Source organism: Devosia sp. CAU 1758, from assembly GCF_054482695.1.
Window position 1 is genome coordinate 544,123 of record NZ_JBTLRJ010000003.1, and the last position, 17,683, is coordinate 561,805.

General features: G+C 62.6%; 14 protein-coding genes and 1 tRNA gene. 4 read left to right on the forward strand and 11 right to left on the reverse strand.

Annotated elements, in window-relative coordinates; all coding sequences use genetic code 11:
• Window positions 1-18: 18 nt before the first annotated feature.
• The 4 genes from ACXYMS_RS12770 to ACXYMS_RS12785 form a co-directional block, all read right to left on the reverse strand.
• The gene (locus ACXYMS_RS12770) at window positions 19-792 is read right to left on the reverse strand and encodes an invasion associated locus B family protein (protein WP_458906818.1); all 774 of its coding nucleotides are present in this window, start codon (window positions 790-792) and stop codon (window positions 19-21) included.
• A 145-nt stretch (window positions 793-937) separates the two neighbouring features.
• A complete protein-coding gene (gene mfd / locus ACXYMS_RS12775) occupies window positions 938-4,426 on the reverse strand; it encodes a transcription-repair coupling factor (RefSeq protein ID WP_458906820.1) in 3,489 nt (1,162 codons plus the stop codon).
• Window positions 4,423-4,713: an FAD assembly factor SdhE gene (locus ACXYMS_RS12780; protein ID WP_458906821.1), complete on the reverse strand. Its 291-nt coding sequence runs from the start codon at window positions 4,711-4,713 to the stop codon at window positions 4,423-4,425. Before ACXYMS_RS12780 ends, mfd begins: the two co-directional genes overlap by 4 nt.
• An 81-nt stretch (window positions 4,714-4,794) precedes the next feature.
• Entirely contained in the window at window positions 4,795-4,953 is a 159-nt protein-coding gene (locus tag ACXYMS_RS12785) for a hypothetical protein (protein WP_458906823.1), read from the reverse strand.
• A gap of 148 nt (window positions 4,954-5,101) precedes the next feature.
• On the opposite strand from ACXYMS_RS12785, the gene recG reads away from it, so the two are divergent.
• On the forward strand, window positions 5,102-7,210 hold the full coding sequence (gene recG / locus ACXYMS_RS12790) for an ATP-dependent DNA helicase RecG (protein WP_458906825.1): 2,109 nt from the start codon (window positions 5,102-5,104) through the stop codon (window positions 7,208-7,210).
• A gap of 3 nt (window positions 7,211-7,213) precedes the next feature.
• Here the strand turns inward: recG and glmS are convergent, their stop codons facing one another.
• Both glmS and glmU read right to left on the reverse strand, forming a co-directional pair.
• A complete protein-coding gene (gene glmS, locus ACXYMS_RS12795) occupies window positions 7,214-9,040 on the reverse strand; it encodes a glutamine--fructose-6-phosphate transaminase (isomerizing) (RefSeq protein WP_458906826.1) in 1,827 nt (608 codons plus the stop codon).
• Window position 9,041: 1 nt separating this feature from the next.
• On the reverse strand, window positions 9,042-10,406 hold the full coding sequence (gene glmU, locus ACXYMS_RS12800) for a bifunctional UDP-N-acetylglucosamine diphosphorylase/glucosamine-1-phosphate N-acetyltransferase GlmU (protein ID WP_458906828.1): 1,365 nt from the start codon (window positions 10,404-10,406) through the stop codon (window positions 9,042-9,044).
• 138 nt (window positions 10,407-10,544) lie between these two features.
• Between glmU and ACXYMS_RS12805 the strand changes: the two genes are divergently transcribed.
• The 3 genes from ACXYMS_RS12805 to ACXYMS_RS12815 all read left to right on the forward strand — a co-directional run bounded on the left by ACXYMS_RS12805 (window position 10,545) and on the right by ACXYMS_RS12815 (window position 12,374).
• The gene (locus ACXYMS_RS12805) at window positions 10,545-11,342 is read left to right on the forward strand and encodes a coiled-coil domain-containing protein (protein ID WP_458906830.1); all 798 of its coding nucleotides are present in this window, start codon (window positions 10,545-10,547) and stop codon (window positions 11,340-11,342) included.
• A 116-nt stretch (window positions 11,343-11,458) separates the two neighbouring features.
• Window positions 11,459-11,533: transfer RNA gene (locus tag ACXYMS_RS12810), tRNA-Lys, on the forward strand.
• Between the two features lie 313 nt (window positions 11,534-11,846).
• Entirely contained in the window at window positions 11,847-12,374 is a 528-nt protein-coding gene (locus tag ACXYMS_RS12815; RefSeq protein WP_458906831.1) for a hypothetical protein, read from the forward strand.
• Here ACXYMS_RS12815 and map read toward each other — a convergent pair.
• Genes map through queA form a run of 5 tightly spaced genes read right to left on the reverse strand, consistent with a single transcriptional unit; the run spans window position 12,371 to window position 17,648 of the window.
• On the reverse strand, window positions 12,371-13,126 hold the full coding sequence (gene map, locus ACXYMS_RS12820; protein WP_458906833.1) for a type I methionyl aminopeptidase: 756 nt from the start codon (window positions 13,124-13,126) through the stop codon (window positions 12,371-12,373). The genes ACXYMS_RS12815 and map overlap by 4 nt on opposite strands.
• A gap of 3 nt (window positions 13,127-13,129) precedes the next feature.
• On the reverse strand, window positions 13,130-14,761 hold the full coding sequence (gene pgi / locus ACXYMS_RS12825) for a glucose-6-phosphate isomerase (RefSeq protein WP_458906835.1): 1,632 nt from the start codon (window positions 14,759-14,761) through the stop codon (window positions 13,130-13,132).
• A gap of 12 nt (window positions 14,762-14,773) precedes the next feature.
• Entirely contained in the window at window positions 14,774-15,901 is a 1,128-nt protein-coding gene (tgt, locus tag ACXYMS_RS12830) for a tRNA guanosine(34) transglycosylase Tgt (protein WP_458906837.1), read from the reverse strand.
• 44 nt (window positions 15,902-15,945) lie between these two features.
• Window positions 15,946-16,572, reverse strand: coding sequence for an exopolysaccharide biosynthesis protein (locus ACXYMS_RS12835; protein ID WP_458906839.1), 627 nt, complete (start codon window positions 16,570-16,572; stop codon window positions 15,946-15,948).
• Entirely contained in the window at window positions 16,569-17,648 is a 1,080-nt protein-coding gene (queA, locus tag ACXYMS_RS12840) for a tRNA preQ1(34) S-adenosylmethionine ribosyltransferase-isomerase QueA (RefSeq protein ID WP_458906840.1), read from the reverse strand. The genes ACXYMS_RS12835 and queA overlap by 4 nt, the downstream gene beginning before the upstream one ends.
• Window positions 17,649-17,683 lie beyond the last annotated feature (35 nt).

The window sequence follows — 17,683 nt, forward strand, 5'->3', positions numbered from 1 at the left end:
CGAAATCGATGACCGGTTTTACTGAGCCGGAGCTTCTTCGACCGGTGTTTCCACGGCCGGAATTTCCCCGGCGGGCGCTTCGGCGCCTTCACCCGAAAGTTCCTGGCGGAGTTGCTCGGCCCGATCCTGAAGCACCTGCTCGAGTGCATTCTGACCCGATTCCTGTTGCTGCAACTGTTCGAAAGTCAGGGCCGCCTCACTGTCATAGGTGGCGGTAAAGCCGGCCAGGTCGATCTCGATGGCGAGATCCTGGTTTTGGCGGTTCTTGGCCGTCAAGGTCAGCGTGGCGCCACGCTTGAGCGAATTGACATACTGCTCATTGATGACCAGTTGCGTCGAGCAGGACTGGGTATCGCACAGCATATAGGGCACGCGGATCGGCTTGGCATTGTCGATCTGCCAGGTCAGGCCGAACGGCAGCAGCACGCCAAGGGGGACAGCGGCGACAGCAAGGAGCCGACTTTCCTGGCCGGGATCGTCACGCAACAGGAAGGAGCCGAGGAACTGCCCATTGGCCAGCAGCACTTGGCGCATCAGGCAGGCCTTCTGCCCATCGGGGAGCGGGTCGCAGACTTTGAGCCAGTTCTGCGATGCCAATTCGTCCACGGCGGCCGATATCTCGTCCGTCGCGGAGCCCTCCTCAGCAGAGGTGGCCCCCTCAGCTGGGGCATTCTCCTCGGTTGCTTCAGCAGCCGGCGCGTCGGTCGTCGCGTCCTGCGCAAATGCCGAGAGTGGGGTCAGCATGAGAGCGGCCACCGCGATTCCGGCGACGAGGGGTTTCCTGAAAGTCATAGAATATCCTTGCCTTCCTTGGCGGTCCCAGCGGCTTCGCGCCGCCTTGAAACTTGAACAGCCCTTCAAGGGCGCAAATCGGGCAATAACATGACCGATGGCCCTTGCCAAAACATTATGCGTGATCGTGGTAACAGGGGCACGCTCAAGCCCCGGTTTCCGCCAGTTTCGCGAGCTTCGACAAGATTGCCGCTGCCCCCTTGAGCCGTTGTTCAGGCGTCGGCCAGTTGCGGGCGAACACGAGTTTCTGATCAGGCTTGATGCGCACCTGGTTCGAAAGATCACCGACCATGCGCACCAGTCCCCCCGGATTGGGGAATTCATTGTTCCGGAGGGTAATGACCGCACCCTTGGGTCCGGCATCAACCTTTTCGACATTGGCCTGGCGGCACAGCGATTTGACCAGGATCACCTTGAGCAGCGCCTCTACCTCCTCCGGCAGCGGGCCGAAGCGATCGATCAACTCGGCGCCGGCAGCGTCAATGTCGCGAATTTCGGTAAGATCACCCAGCTTGCGATAGAGCTGCATGCGCAATTGCAGGTCGGGGACGTAATTCTCGGGAATCATCACCGGCATGCCCAGCGATATCTGCGGGCTCCACTCGTTGCGGTCCTCGTACTCGTCCTCGCCGGACTTTAGATTGGCGACGGCCTCCTCGAGCATCGCCTGGTAAAGTTCAAAGCCCACCTCGCGGATATGGCCCGATTGTTCGTCGCCCAGGAGGTTTCCGGCGCCGCGAATATCCAGGTCATGGCTGGCCAGCTGGAAGCCGGCCCCCAGGCTTTCCAGGGATTGCAACACGCCCAGCCGCCGTTCCGCCGTATCCGTCAACTTGCGATCCGGCGGTACGGTGAACAGCGCATAGGCGCGCTGCTTGGCCCGGCCGATACGGCCGCGAATCTGGTAAAGCTGCGCCAGGCCGAATTGATCCGCTCGGTGCACGATCAGCGTGTTGGCATTGGGAATATCGAGGCCCGATTCGACGATGGTCGTGGCCAGCAGCACGTCGAACTTGTTGTCGTAGAAGGCATTCATGATGTCATCGAGCTCGCCCGGCGGCATCTGCCCGTTGGCGATCACGAAATTCACCTCCGGCACCTGCTCCTTGAGGAACTCGGCGATGTCCGGCTGGTCCTTGATCCGCGGCACCACATAGAAACTCTGCCCGCCGCGATATTTTTCGCGCAGCAGCGCCTCGCGGATTGAAAGCGGGTCGAAGGGCGAAATGAAGGTGCGGATAGTGAGCCGGTCCACCGGCGGCGTCGCCAGGAGACTCAAATCCCGCACCCCGGTCAGCGCCAGTTGCAGTGTGCGAGGAATCGGCGTCGCGGTCAGCGTCAGCACATGCACATTGGCCTTGAGTTCCTTGAGTCGCTCCTTGTGACCAACCCCGAAATGCTGCTCCTCATCGATGATCAGCAGTCCCAGGTCGCGGAACTTGATCGATTTGCTGAGCAACGCATGCGTGCCCACCACGATATCCACCTGCCCATCGGCCAGCCCGTCCTTGGTGGCCTTCAACTCATTCGACGGCACCATGCGCGAGGCATGGCGTACCCGCACCGGCAACCCCTTGAAGCGTTCCGAGAATGTCTTGAAATGCTGCCGCGCCAGCAAGGTCGTTGGCACCACCAGCGCGACCTGTTTACCCGACAGGGCGACTGCAAAAGCCGCGCGCAGTGCCACTTCGGTCTTGCCGAAGCCCACATCGCCGCACACCAGCCGGTCCATGACCTTGCCCGAAGTGATGTCGTCGAACACCGCCTCGATGGCATTGAGCTGGTCTTCGGTCTCCTCATAGGGAAAGCGGGCCGCGAATTCGTCATAGGCGCCGGCATTGATATCGACCACATCGGCCTTTACCAGCAGGCGCTGGGCGGCCAGCTTGATGAGCTGCTCCGCCATGTCGCGAATGCGCTTCTTGAGCTTGCCCTTCTTGGCCTGCCAGGCCACGCCACCCAGCTTGTCGAGCGTCACCGACGCGTCGTCCGTCCCGTAGCGCGTCAGCAGCTCGATATTCTCGACCGGGAGGTAGAGCTTGGTGTCGCCCGCATATTGCAGCTCGACGCATTCATGCGGTGCACCGCCCGCCTCGATGACCTTAAGACCGATGAAGCGGCCGATACCGTGGTCGACATGCACCACCAGGTCACCGGCGCTGAGGCTGGCCGCCTCGGTCAGGGCATCGGACGCCTTCTTGCGGCGTTGCGGACGGAGGATGCGTTCGCCCAGTATGTCCTGTTCGGAAAGAACCAGCAGGTCCTTCGTCTGGAAACCGGTTTCGAGCGGCAGCACCACCAGCGAGGTGGTTGCCGCGCTGGTCGTTTCGGCATCGCGCCAGTTCTCGGCCATGCGCGGATTGGTCAGGCCGTGGTCCTTGAGCACCTGCGCCATGCGGTCGCGCGTTCCCGCGCTCCAGCACGCGATAATGGCCCGGCGGCCACTGCGTCGCTCGGCCAGCAGGCGATCCACGACCGACTGGAACAGGTTGACGTCGGACGCCGCCCGTTCTGCGGCAAAGCTGGGGGCGATATGCCCCCCGGCGTCATCGGAGAGGCTCGTATGCGGCGACAGGAACTGCGAGAACTGCACCACCGATGCGCCGGCCAGTGACGTGGGCGCCACATCCAGGTCATAGAGCAGTTCGGGCCTGATTGGTTTGTAAGGCGCCCCCGCCCCCGCCACCCTCGGTGATTGCCGGGCTCCCTCTCGGGCATCGTAATAATCTCGGATTTGTGTAACCCGTTCGGCATAGGCTTCGGCCACCTGGTCGTCGAACACAAAGGGCGCATCGCCGACATAGTCCGCCAGCCGGTCCATGTGATCGTAGAAGAAAGGCAGCCAGTGTTCGGTGCCCGAATAGCGAGCGCCCCCGCTCACCGAGGCATAGAGCGTGTCGTCGACCGTGTTGCCGCCAAAAGCCGCCGTGTAATTCTGCCGGAACCGTCGAATGGTCTCCTCGTTGAGCACCACTTCGCTCATCGGCGTGAGTTCGATACGTCTCAGCGTCCCTGTAGTGCGCTGGCTGTCGGGATCGAAAGTGCGGATCGACTCGAGCTGGCTACCGAAGAAGTCGAACCGCAGCGGCGCCTCCGACCCGGCCGGAAACAGGTCCACCAGCCCACCGCGCACGGCATATTCACCGCTCTCGCGCACGGTCGGCACACGCAGATAGCCATTATTGGCCGCCCATGCGATCAGCCTGTCGCTCTCAACCACCCGGCCCACCGCCGCCGAAAAGCTCATCGTTTCCACCAGGTCGCGCGGTGGCAACTTCTGGATCAACGCGTTGACGGCCGTCAGCACCACAGCGCCCTTGGTCCCGCTGGTCAGGGCTGCCAGGGCATTCATCCGCGCCGCGATGGTCACATTGTTGGGCGAGACCCGGTCATAGGGCAGGCAGTCCCACGCAGGCAGGGTCACGATGGTGTGGCCAGGCATGATCGCGGCCAAGACCTCGGCCATGCGCTGCATGCGCCGCCCGTCCCGTGCCACGAAGACCAGGCTTGCAACCTCGTCGGGCGCATCCTTGAGGCGCTGCTCCACCAAACGCGCCAGCACCATGGGCTGCATCCCATCCGGCACGTTGGAAATCGTGCGTGCCGGCGGCATGGCACCAGTCATCTCGTTCATTTCCCGACCCGCGCCTGATGGTCTGCAATCACGAGGTCAAGGAAAGCACGGTCTACATGGACCGGCGGATCTTCCTGCCGCATCACCCACTTGAGCAAAGGTGGATCTTCCTCGTTCATCAGCGCCTCGAGGCGGTCGAGTTCGGCCACGCCATAGCCCTCGATATTGGCGTCGGCGAACGGCCCCAGAATCAGGTCCATTTCCTTGGTACCGCGGTGCCAGGCCCGATAGCGCAGGCGCTTGCGCCGAATAGAAATGTCTTCACCGGCCGTCATTGCGACACCCATGATTGCAATTTGTTCTCGATTTGGACATGTCTCTTACGCGGAACAGCCGGCTTTGTCAGCCCTGCTGAAGGGTCCGCGGATTCAACCGAGCAAAAGCATGAAAAGCCAGATGATCCCGATTACCGGTAGCCAGGCCAGAATCGCTAGCACGCCGATAACCAACAGGCGCCGCCGCGCCAGCCAGGCGACCACGGCCTGCGGCACCCCAAGGGTGAGCAAAAAGGTGTAAACGCGATCCATGAGGCCTCCTCACGCCGAATAAATCGCCTGCTGCTTTAACTTGAGCTTTCCCGAAACGGTGCAATTGAAGCTAGTTTGCATTGCTCCCCGCTATTCACCGGGACAAAATCATAAACCGCCGCGTGCTTGAAACATCGACAGGTTGAATTTGTCACGACCGCAGGAACTTCAGCCCCTTTTCGCTTCTCTCCACGCCATCAAGGGCGTAGGCGACAAGCTGGCTGCCTTGCTCACCCGCTATTTCGGCGCGCCCGAGGGGCAGGAAGCCGTCGTTCTGGATGTGCTCATGCACATGCCGTCCGGCGTCGTGGACCGGCGCCGCCAGGTCTGCATCGCCGAGGCCTATCTCAACCAGATCGTGACCCTGCGCCTGCACATCGACCGCCATCAGCCGCCCCCACGTGGTAAGCCGCATGTGCCGCATCGCGTCTTTGCCCATGACGAGACCGGGGACATCCAACTGGTGTTTTTCCGGGCCCAGGGCGGCTGGGTTGAAAAGAGTCTGCCTGTAGGCGAGGAGCGCTTCGTCTCCGGCCAGATCGGCTTCTTCAACGGCGAAAAGCAGATTACCCATCCCGATTATGTCGTGGAGCCGGACAAGTTCACCACTCTGCCCCTTGTGGAGCCGGTCTATCCCCTCACCAATGGGCTGAGCTCGCGCGCTTTGGCCAAACTGGTGCGTCACGCCGTGGACGCGGTTCCCGACCTCCCCGAATGGATCAGCCCCAACACCATTGCCCAGCGCAAGTGGCCCAGTTTCCACGCTGCCATGCGCAGCGTCCATCTCCCGGAAAACCCTGACGAGGCAGAGCTCTGGTCCCCTCCCCGCCAGCGCCTCGCCTATGACGAATACCTGGCCGGCCAGATCACCCTGCGGCTGGTTCGATCCAGCATGGTTTCCGCCCGCGGCGTGGCACGGGTCTTTACAGGCGACCTGACCCAGAGGATTGCAAAGGCCCTGCCTTTTTCCCTTACCGACGGCCAGCAGCAGGCTTTGGATGAAATCCGGACCGACCTGTCAGGACCCGATCGCATGTCGCGCCTACTTCAGGGGGATGTCGGATCGGGCAAGACCGTTGTTGCGCTTATGGCCATGGCCGCCATGGCCGAAAGCGGCGCCCAATCGGCCCTGATGGCGCCGACCGAACTACTGGCCTCCCAGCATTACCGCACCATCCAGCCGCTGTGCGAAGCCGCCGGACTCGGCTGCGCCCTGCTCACGGGCAAGATGCCCGCTGGCGAACGTCGGGACATTCTCGCCGGCCTGGCCCATGGCACTATTGCCATCGCGGTTGGCACCCATGCCCTGTTCCAGTCCGACATCGCCTTCCATGATCTCGGTCTGACGGTGGTGGACGAGCAGCACCGGTTCGGCGTGCACCAGCGCCTTGCGCTCTCCGAAAAGGGCCGCCACACCGACCTCCTGGTCATGACCGCGACACCCATCCCGCGCACCCTCGTGCTCACCCATTTCGGCGACATGGCGGTGAGCGTGCTTCGGGAGAAACCGCGCGGCCGACAGCCCATTGATACGGCCATGCTGTCCATCAACGACTACCCCCGGGTCATATCCCGATTGCAGACGCGACTGGCAGAGGGCGCACAGGCCTATTGGGTCTGCCCGCTGGTCGAGGAAAGCGAAACGCTGGAAGTCGTCTCCGCCGAGGACCGTTTCGCCGACTTGCAGAAAATCTTGGGTGACCGTGTAGCGCTGGTCCATGGCCGCATGTCCGCCGCCGCCAAGCAGGCGGTGATGCAGCGCTTTAAGGACAATGACATTCAGCTTCTCGTCGCCACCACGGTGATCGAGGTGGGAGTCGATGTTCCAAACGCCACCATCATGGTCATCGAGCACGCCGAGCGCTTTGGTCTGGCGCAATTGCATCAGTTGCGCGGCCGTGTCGGTCGTGGGGCACAGCGCTCCGCCTGCCTGCTGCTCTACAAGGACCCCTTGAGCGAAACCGCCCGAGCCCGCCTCGAAACTATCAAGTCGACGGAAGATGGCTTCGAGATTGCCGAACGCGACCTGGAATTGCGCGGCCAGGGCGATCTGCTCGGCACCAGGCAATCCGGCATGCCTGGTTATCGCCTCGCCGTCCCCGATGTGCACCGTCACTTGCTCGAATTCGCCCATGACGACGCCAAAGCCTTGATGGAGCGCAATCCCGGTCTTACCGGCCCCGAAGGCGAAGCAGCACGAACCCTGCTCCACCTGTTCAGGAAAGACCTCGCGATACCGCTGATCCGGGCGGGGTGACGCTTATTCCACCGTCACCGACTTCGCCAGATTGCGTGGCTGGTCCACGTCCGTGCCCATGAACACCGCCGTATGATAGGCCAGAAGCTGCACCGGGATGGTCGCGAGGATCGGCGCCACGAAGGAATGCACATGCGGAATCTCGATGATATCAGCCACGCCATGGCCAACAGTCCTAGCGCCCTCGGCATCGGTAATCAGAATGATCTTGCCGCCCCGCGCCGCCACTTCCTGCATGTTGGACAGCGTCTTGTCGACCAGCTCGTCCGACGGCGCGACCACGATTACCGGCATGGCCTCGTCCACCAGCGCGATAGGTCCGTGCTTCAGCTCACCTGCTGCATAACCTTCCGCGTGGATGTAGCTGATTTCCTTGAGCTTGAGCGCACCTTCCATTGCCACCGGGAACATCGGGCCGCGGCCGAGATAGAGCACGTCCTTGGCCTTTGAAAGCCGCTTGGAAATCTCGATGATCTGGTCCTCGGCACCGAGCGCCGCCGACACAGCCGACGGCAGCGCCGTCAGGGCCCGCACCATTTCGTTTTCCTGTTCGCCGCTTAGCACGCCGCGCGCCCGTCCGGCCGCTAAAGCGAGGCTCGCCAGCGCCGTCAGCTGCGCCGTCAGCGCCTTGGTGGAGGCGACGCCGATTTCCGGGCCGCAGAGGATGGGAAACACCACGCCGCTCTCGCGGGCAATGGTGGATTCCACGGTATTGACCAGGCTTGCCACATGCTGCCCCTGCCCGGCGCAATAGCGCAGCGCCGCCAGCGTGTCGGCGGTCTCGCCTGACTGGGAAATGAACAGCGACAGCCCGCCCTTCTCCAGCGGCGGCTCGCGATACCGGAATTCACTGGCCACGTCGATATCGACAGGCAGCCTGGCGTAGCGCTCGAACCAGTATTTGGCGATGGCGCCGGCATAATAGGCCGTGCCACAGGCACTCATGGTCAGGCGAGACAGCTCTGCAAAATCAAAGGGAAGCGTCTCACGGATGGCTACTTTTTCGGCCCCCATGTCCACGTAATGGCTCAGCGTATGCGAGATGGTCTCGGGCTGCTCGTAGATTTCCTTGGCCATGAAATGGCGGTGATTACCCTTGTCCACCATCACCGACGAGGTCTGGGACAGCATCTGCTCGCGCTCGATCAGCGCATCCTTGCCATCGCGGATGGTCACACCACGGGGGGTGATCACCGCCCAGTCGCCATCCTCGAGATAAGTCAACCGCGAGGTGAAGGGGGACAACGCCATCGCGTCGGAGCCCAGATACATCTCGGTCGTGCCATAGCCCACGGCCAGCGGCGCGCCGTGGCGGGCGGCGATCAGCAGGCCGTTTTCGCCCTTGAACATGAAGGCCAGCGCAAAAGCGCCCTTGAGCTTCTTGAGCGTACGTGCCACCGCCAGTTCGGGGTCGGCGCCATTGGCCAGTTCGCGCGTCACCCAGAGGGCAACGGCTTCCGTGTCGGTCTGGGTCTCCGGCATATAGCCGTCCTGCGCCAGATCGTTCAGCAGCTCTCGGAAATTTTCGATAATGCCGTTATGCACGATGGCCACCCTCTCGGTGGCATGCGGATGGGCATTGAGTTCGGTCGGCGCACCATGTGTTGCCCAGCGAGTATGACCAATGCCGATATGTCCCTCCAGCGGTTCCATGCCCAGCTTGGTCGCCAGATTGCCCAGCTTGCCCTCGGCGCGGCGGCGCATGATGGCCCCGCTTTCCAGCGTGGCGACGCCGGCGCTGTCGTAACCTCGATATTCGAGGCGCTTCAGCGCGTCGACAAGACGACCCGCAACCGGCGCATCACCGACAATTCCAACGATCCCGCACATGCTATTTCCCCTTGGCTGCCTTGCTTGCAGCCTTCTTGGCCAGCGCCCGTTCCCTGAGCCGGAGAGCATATCCCGGCTTGTTCTCCTGCCGCGCCCGGCCCAGCGCCAGAGCATCAGCCGGCACGTCTTCGGTGATCACGCTGCCCGAGGCCGTATAGGCCCGGTCACCAATGCTAACCGGCGCGACGAGGGACGCATTGGAGCCGATGAAGACATCGTCGCCAATTAGCGTTTGGTCCTTGTTCACGCCATCATAATTGCAGGTGATCGTCCCTGCCCCGATATTGGTATTGCGCCCGATTACGGCATCTCCAAGGTAGCTCAGATGGCCCGCCTTGGTGCCCGCGCCGATCCTTGATTTCTTCACTTCGACAAAATTGCCTAAGTGCACATCCGGCCCCAGCTCGGCGCCGCCACGGATCCGCGCGAAGGGACCGATAGACGCTCCCTCCCCAATCACCGCATCCTCGATATCGCAAAAGGCTCGGATTTCGACATTGTCGGCAATTTTCACGCCGGTCCCGAACACCACATTGGGAAAGATGGTGACGTCCCGTCCGATTTCGGTGTCCCAGGAAAACCAGACGCTCTGCGGGTCCCGCAGGGTGACGCCGGCTTTCATCATGTCTTCTCGCCGCACATCCTGGAAAAGCGCTTCGGCCCGCGCCAGCTGGCTGCGGTCATTGACTCCCATCACGTCCACTTCCGGCGCCAGCCCATAGCCGACCTTCTTGCCGGCCGCATTCGCCAGTCCCACCAGGTCCGTCAGGTAATACTCGCCTTGGGCATTGTTGGTATCGATCTGGTCGATCAGGTCGCGGAATACCTCGGCCCGGAAGGCGAGGATACAGGCATTGCAGAGCCCGATGGCCCGCTCCTCGTTGCTCGCATCCTTATGCTCGCGAATGGCCAGCAATTGCTCGCCATTGGTAATGAACCGGCCATATCCCGTCGGATCCTTGGGCTCGAAACCGAGAATGGCGACATCCAACCCCGCATCGAGCCGGTCGAGAACGGCCCGGAAATTCGCGCCGCGCAGCAAAGGGTGATCACCATAGACCACCGCAATATAGCCCTCATGATCACTGAACACCTCGCGAGCCTGAGCGGCAGCATGTCCGGTTCCATGGGCGATTGTCTGTTCGAAATGCACCAGTTCCGCGTCCAGGGCCGAGGCCGCATCGCGAATGGCCTGGTGCTTGGGCCCGGTCACCAGGGCGATCTTGGTCGACCCTGCCTCGCGCGCGGCGCGTGCCACATGACCGATGATCGGCAGGCCTCCGACCGGGTGCAGCACCTTGGGCAGCGCGGACTTCATTCGCGTACCTTCCCCTGCTGCAAGAATGATCGAAAGCAGTTCGGCCATCACACTCTCCACGACCAGCGGGTTTTCTCCCGGCATTTACACAAATTTATGGCAGCCAACGGTTGGCGAACCAATAACAAAAGGACCATTCTAGCGCCCAGATGCCCGGCGATTCGGGCATTCTAGAGGTTATGTCGCTTGGCTAAAGCATCCGAACAGTTCCGGCAATCGGACGTCACCCTTTGGGGCATCGTGGCGCTGGTCTGCGCCGCCCTTGCCGTATTCGGGTCGAACATCTCGCTGCTGGTGCCCCAAAGCATCGTTGGTGGGCTGCATCAGCCGCGCATTGCCGGATCTTCCATCGAGACCCTGCGCCAACAAGTTTCCGAACTGCGCGAGGAAACCAACCGTCTCAAGCGCGAAAACGAGCTTCTGGTCAGTCGCTTCGCCGTACAGGAGCGCAGCGGCAACGAAATGACCCGCCGTGTCGGGGCCCTAGAGGTCAGCGTGCCGCGCATTCTCGAGACGCTGCCCAACGGAACCATGGTCGACCGCTCCAGCCTCACCGCATCCATCGGCGCCAACGAGACCCTGACTTTCGACACCGAAGGCGGCTCGGTGGCCGTGCGCCAGTCGACCCTGCCCGATGCGAGCCCGGCGCCGACCGCCACCGAACAGCCGCTGCCCGCGCTGATCGCTCCGCAATTTGCCATGGCCATCCCCAATGAGGATGCTTATGGCATCGCCGTTGGCGCCGCCGTGCCCTTCGAGCGGACACAAGCGCTCTGGAACGATCTGACCCTGAAGCTCGGGCCCCTGCTGTTCGGCCTGTCGCCTCTGGTGGTCGACGAGGCCAATGGCGATGACAAGCGCATCGTGGTTGGTCCCATCGAGGAACTGTCCGAGGCGCGCGCGCTTTGCCAGCGCTTCGAAAGAGTCTCGATCGCCTGCATTCCAATGCCCTATTCAGGCACCCCGCTCGACATTACGCGATAGCGGCCAAATTCGGTTGACAGGCGGGCAAGTCCGGCTATGTTCCGCCGCGACGCCCAAGGGCGCCAAAATGTTGAGTTCGTTCGGCCTTTCTCAAACAGGCAATGAGCAGTTCTCGAGCGCCGGTAGCTCAGTGGTAGAGCATTCGACTTTTAATCGAATGGTCGTGGGTTCGACCCCCACCCGGCGTACCACTTCCTTCATTTTATCATGATCTGTCTGCCGCATTGGCGCCCCAATGCGCGGGCCAGGCTCTTCCTCCCCAACCGCGACCAGCAACGATGCCCCAGACCTGCATAGATCCTGATCCCTATGCCGAGCTCGACAATCGGGCCGATGCCTTTGAGTTGTCCGAGGAGCTCCGCAGGCCCAGCCGCGTTCGGCACCCGCACCGCCGCGGCCAACCTATGACGCAGACCCGCCTTGGCCGGGCACAGCGCCGCATTCCTGTTTGAGAATCAGCACCGTGCCGTACTATCGGCTTGGGTGACGCATCGGGGGAATGACATGTCTCAGGAGACGACCGACCTGCTCAAGGTCCTGGCTGTGACGCTATTGGTCTTTGCCGCCAGCACGCTGGTCATGCTCTATGGCATCCTGCTTCTAGCCCAGTATGGCGCCAACCTGCCCATGGTGGGCTCCGTATCGCTCCATGCACCGCCAGAACTGGTGCCGATGCTGGCCGGCAGCGGCGTGTTTTCGACCCTGGCCGCAGTTCACGTCACCGCCTCGGGGCTGGCGCTGCTGCTCATCAGCAACACCATCGACATGGCCCTCCTGATCACGGCCAAGGCGGTCACAGTCGTCATCATGGCCCTACTCGGTTTTGCCGGGGGCCACATGATTTACCTGCAACTGACTGAAAACACCGCCCTCAACCTCAATCCGCTGCTGCCCGCGATCGTCGCCCTCGTAGGCTTCCTGGTGCTCTCGACCATGCTCAGCGTTCCCGGCCTGCGACGCCTGGGCAATCTGCGCTATGCCGTCGGCATTGGGCTCGTCATCCTCGGCCCGCTGCTGCTGGTCTGGCTCTAGCCTGCCAGCGTCACCACGACTGGCCCGCGCGGCGTCGCCACGATCGTGTGCTCATACTGTACCGTGGGCGCCGATGGCTCGGCGGTCAGCGTCCACTCGTCGTCGTCATACATCTGCTCGGCCATCTGTCCGCCCAGCGACAGGAAGGGCTCGATGGTGAACACCAGCCCATTGCCGATACGCCGCCGCTCGGAGCGATCCGGCCAGGTCGGGATTTCGCCCGGCTCGTCGTGGAGGCTATCGCCCACACCATGGCTGGCGAGGTTCCGGATCAACGTATAGCCGCCCTTCTTGGCCACCTTGCCGATGGCAGAGCCGATATCGGCCAACGGCGCCCCGACTTTCACCGCATTGATCCCGGCCCACATGGCCTTCTTGCCGTCTCGGCAGAGATTTTCGAGCCGGCGATCGGCCTTGCCCAGGATGTAGGAGGCGCCGCAATCAGCAAAGACACCATCCTTGGCCGCCGACACGTCGATATTGACCAGGTCTCCATCCTTGAGCACCCGGTCGCCCGGAATGCCATGGGCGATCTCTTCATTGACCGAAATGCAGGTGGCGCCGGGAAAATCATAGGTCAGCACCGGCGCGGATACCGCACCATGCTCTGCCAGGAATGTCTCCCCGACGGCATCCAGCTCCAACGTCGTCATGCCAGGCCGCATCGCCGTCGCCATGGCCTCGCGGGCCATGGCGCAGATACGCCCGATTGCCTTGAGCCTTTCGAGTTGCTCGTCCGTCGTAATGATCAAGCGTCAGCCCTTGTTGGCGAGGTAATATCCAAGAAGCCCCTGGGTGGAGCTGTCATGCCCTTCCCCGCTCGTCTCGCCCTGCACCTTGGGCAGCAGGGCCTTGGCCAACTGCTTGCCCAGTTCCACGCCCCACTGGTCGTAGGAATTGACGTTCCAGATCACACCCTGCACGAAAACCTTGTGCTCGTAGAGCGCGATCAGCGAGCCCAGAACCTCCGGGGTCAACTGCTTGTAGAACAGCGTGTTGGAGGGACGGTTGCCCGGGAACACCTTGTGCGGCGCCAGCTCCTTGATCTTGTCCTTGGCAAGGCCCTGGGCCTTGAGTTCGGCCACGACCTCGTCCTTGGTTTTGCCCAGCATCAGCGCTTCGGACTGCGCCAGCACATTGGCCACCAGTTTGTCGTGGTGCGGCGGCAGGTTTTCATGCGGCCGCGCCGCAATCAGGAAGTCGCAGGGGATGACATCGGTCCCCTGGTGGATCAACTGGTAGAAGGCGTGCTGCCCATTGGTGCCCGGCTCGCCCCAGACGATGGGCCCCGTCGGCCACTCGACCTTCTTGCCACCAAGGGTCACCGACTTGCCGTTCGATTCCATGTCTTGCTGCTGCAGATAGGCCGCAAAGCGGCTCAGCCGCTGGTCATAGGGCAGCACGGCATGGGTCGAGAACCCCCAGGCATTGCGATACCAGACGCCGATCAGCGCCATGATCACCGGCAGGTTGTTTTCGAGCGGCGTTTCGAGGAAATGCCGGTCCATGGCGTCGGCACCGGCCAGGAATTTCGCGAAATTGTCATAGCCGACCGCCAGCGCAATCGGCAGGCCGATGGCCGACCAAACCGAATAGCGCCCGCCGACCCAGTCCCAGAACCCGAAGATCCGGTCTTCGCGGATGCCGAACCGGCCGCAGGCCTCAACATTGGTCGACACCGCCGCAAAATGGTTCGGCACGGCGTCTTCGCCCAGCGTATCGGCAATCCATTCCCGCGCCGAATTGGCATTGGTCATGGTTTCGTCAGTGGTGAACGTCTTGGACGCGACAATGAACAGCGTCTTTTTCGGTTCGAGACGCTTGAGAGTATCGTGGATATGCGTCCCGTCCACATTGGACACATAATGCGCGCGGAGGTCCGCACGGGTATAGGGCTCCAGCGCCAGCGTCACCATGGCCGGCCCGAGATCCGAGCCGCCAATGCCGATATTGACGACGTCGGTGAACTGCTCGCCACCATGACCGCGGATTTCTCCGCTCCGCACCGCATCGGTATAGGTTTCGATGGCCTTGAGCACCGCGCGCACATCCGGCATCACGTCCTTGCCGTCCACCTCGACCGGCCGGTCGCCCTGGTAGCGCAGCGCCATATGCATCACTGCGCGATCCTCGGTGATGTTGATGTGCTCACCCTCGCACATCTGCGTCCGCCGCTCCGCCACCCCGGCTGCCCGCGCCAGCTCTACAAGGGCTTCCATCACCTCTTCGTCGATCCGGTTCTTGGAATAGTCGAGCAGAATATCGGCGCCGCTTGCCGAGAAGCGCTGGAAGCGGTTCGGGTCGAGCGCAAACATCTGGCGCATGTCGGTTTCGGCAATGCGCTTGCGGTGCTTGTTCAGCGCGTTGAACCCTGAATCCTTGGCCATTCGGTATTCCCCCTAGAGAACCGGCAGGTCGCCGGCGGCCCATGCCGCGCGCGTCTCTGCCGCAAAATCACTCATGCGCCCGCCCTGGATGGCCGCGCGCGTCCCCGCTGTCAGCTCTTGATAATAGGCGAGGTTAATCTGCGATAGCACCATGGCGCCCAAAATCTCTTCGGTGCGCACCAGATGGTGCAGATAGGCGCGGCTCCAGCGCCGGCAATTGGGGTTGGGCGATGCCTCGTCCAGCGGACGCGGATCATCCTTATGTCGCGCATTCTTCAGGTTGATGACGCCAAAGCGCGTATAGGCATGACCATGCCGGCCGGCACGGGTCGGATGCACGCAGTCGAACATGTCGACGCCGCGCTCGATGCCACCCAGGATATCGTCCGGCTTGCCCACGCCCATCAGGTAGCGCGGCCTTTCGGTCGGCAATTCCGGCGTGATTTCGGAGAGCACCCGGAACATCACCTCCTGCGGCTCGCCGACGGCCAGGCCACCCACGGCATAGCCGTCAAAGCCGATATCCTTCAGCCCGGAAGCCGAACGAGCCCGCAATTCGGCATCGTCGCCGCCCTGCACAATCCCGAACAGCGCCCGGTTCTGCTGGTTGTTGAACGCGGTCTTCGAGCGATCCGCCCAGCGGATCGACAGCTCCATCGCCCGCTCCATCTCCTTGCGCTCGGCGGGCAGTGCAATGCACTCGTCGAGCTGCATGATGATGTCGCTGTCGAGCAGGGTCTGGATTTCGATGGAGCGCTCCGGCGTCAGCTCATGGGTGGAGCCATCGATATGCGACTTGAAAGTCACGCCCTTCTCGGTGAGCTTGCGCAACTTGGCCAGCGACATCACCTGGAAGCCGCCGCTATCGGTCAGGATCGGCCGCTGCCAGTCCATGAAATCGTGCAGCCCGCCCAGCGAGGCAACGCGTTCGGCGCCCGGCCGCAGCATCAGGTGGTAGGTATTGCCTAGCAGAATATCAGCGCCCGTCTCGCGCACCTGCTCGGGATACATCGCCTTGACCGTACCGGCGGTCCCCACCGGCATGAAGGCGGGGGTGTTAATCTCGCCGCGCGGCGTATCGATGCGGCCGCACCGGGCCGCGCCATCCGTGGCAATGAGGGAGAAGTTGACCTGTTTCATGGCGCGGGTTCTAGCCGGTCCCTCAAGACCGGGCAACTGGCCCGTCACGTCATCGATCCCACGGCAGCCATGCCGAGATGGAATGCCCCCACAAAGATGGCCACGGCGATGCCCAGCCCGATGGCCGTGGCCACCACCCCGACAATCACGCCCGCCCCATCGCGGTTCAGCATCGAAAAGGCAATGATGCACAGGCCCACATTGGGGATGGCATTAATGAAGGGCACGGGCAGCGACATGACCACGCTGACCACGATGACCAGGATCGCATAGGGCAGGTTTGCCGCCGCCCCGGTCAGCCAGCGCATGCGCGGCTTTGAGAACCGCGCCAGCATGCCCGCAACCTTCACGACTTGGTTGCTCGTCTTCACCATCAGGTCGAGCGGCAGTTTCCGCTTCCCGATAAAAGCGGGCAGCCGGATAGGTCTGCCGAGCAGCATGCCCATGGCAATGGCGCCGGTGGTAAGAGCAATTGTACCGCCATAGCCCGGCGGTCCCGGGATCATGTTGAACAGCGACACCACCAGCAGCAGCAGCCGATGCGCCCGCGGGCCCAGCAAGTTCACCAGCCCCGATAGCGTCAGATGCGATTGGTCACCCTCGGCGGCCCGGCGCAGCGCCGAGGCAATGCGCCGCGTATAGCGTGTGATCGGCGCAACCTGCCTGGTCACCCATCGTCCTCGGGATGCCGGGCCCGATGCAGCAGCGAGGAATCCCCGTAAGAGTAAAACCGATAGCCTTTGGCAATGGCGTGTCCATAGGCCGCCTTCATGGTCTCCAGTCCCGAAAAGGCGCTGACCAGCATGAATAGGGTCGATTTGGGCAGGTGAAAATTGGTCATCAGCACATCCACGGTGCGAAAGCGGAAACCGGGGGTGATGAAGATGTCCGTGTCACCAACAAAGGGCTGAAGCATGCCGGTCGCCCGTGACGCCGTTTCCAGCAGCCTGAGGCTGGTCGTTCCGACAGCGATCACCCTGCCCCCGGCTGCCCGGCGCGCATTGATGCGCTCGACCGTTGCCTGGTCGATCTCGCCCCATTCCGAATGCATCACATGGTCTTCGGTGTCGTCCACCTTCATCGGCAGGAAGGTGCCCGCCCCCACATGCAGCGTCACCCGCTCCATGGCGACATCCATGTCGCTGAGCTCCTGCAAGAGCTTCTCGGTAAAATGCAGCCCCGCCGTCGGCGCTGCTACCGCGCCGTCCTCGGCCGCATAGACAGTCTGATAGTCGACCTTGTCTCGTTCTTCCACCGCCCGCTTGGCCCCGATATAGGGCGGCAGCGGCATGGCCCCGTGCGACTTGATCGCCTCGTCGAGCTGCGCGCCGCCCAGTTCGAACTCCAGCGTCACCTCGCCCGTATCGCCTTTCCCGGCGACCCGCGCCACCAGAGACTCCGCCTCGCCATTGCCCAGTTCCAGCCGGTCCAGCAGCGCCAGTTTCTTGGCCGGCCGCGCAAAGGCGCGCCAAGTCCTGGCGTCCACCCGCTTGTGCAGATTGAACGACACATTCGCCCGCAATTCGCCCCGAATGCGCACGCCTCGCAACTCTGCCGGCAACACCCGCGTGTCATTGACCACCAGCACATCGCCGGGCCGCAACAGGGTCTTGAGGTCCGGGATATGCTGGTCGGCGAAGGGCTCGTCCGGCCGCACCACCAATAGGCGCGCGCTGTCGCGCGGCTCGGCTGGGTGCAGGGCAATCAGGTTTTCGGGCAGGTCGAAATCGAATTCTGTAACGCGCATGGCGGCTCGTTAGCATGGCTTGGCGCCGTCGGGAA

Coding starts and splice junctions, on each gene's coding strand:
- ACXYMS_RS12770 (WP_458906818.1), bottom strand. CDS start 792: ATGACTTTCAGGAAACCCCTCGTCGCCGGAATCGCGGTGGCCGCTCTC.
- mfd (WP_458906820.1), bottom strand. CDS start 4,426: ATGAACGAGATGACTGGTGCCATGCCGCCGGCACGCACGATTTCCAAC.
- ACXYMS_RS12780 (WP_458906821.1), bottom strand. CDS start 4,713: ATGGGTGTCGCAATGACGGCCGGTGAAGACATTTCTATTCGGCGCAAG.
- ACXYMS_RS12785 (WP_458906823.1), bottom strand. CDS start 4,953: ATGGATCGCGTTTACACCTTTTTGCTCACCCTTGGGGTGCCGCAGGCC.
- glmS (WP_458906826.1), bottom strand. CDS start 9,040: ATGTGCGGGATCGTTGGAATTGTCGGTGATGCGCCGGTTGCGGGTCGT.
- glmU (WP_458906828.1), bottom strand. CDS start 10,406: ATGGCCGAACTGCTTTCGATCATTCTTGCAGCAGGGGAAGGTACGCGA.
- ACXYMS_RS12815 (WP_458906831.1), top strand. CDS start 11,847: ATGTCTCAGGAGACGACCGACCTGCTCAAGGTCCTGGCTGTGACGCTA.
- pgi (WP_458906835.1), bottom strand. CDS start 14,761: ATGGCCAAGGATTCAGGGTTCAACGCGCTGAACAAGCACCGCAAGCGC.
- tgt (WP_458906837.1), bottom strand. CDS start 15,901: ATGAAACAGGTCAACTTCTCCCTCATTGCCACGGATGGCGCGGCCCGG.
- queA (WP_458906840.1), bottom strand. CDS start 17,648: ATGCGCGTTACAGAATTCGATTTCGACCTGCCCGAAAACCTGATTGCC.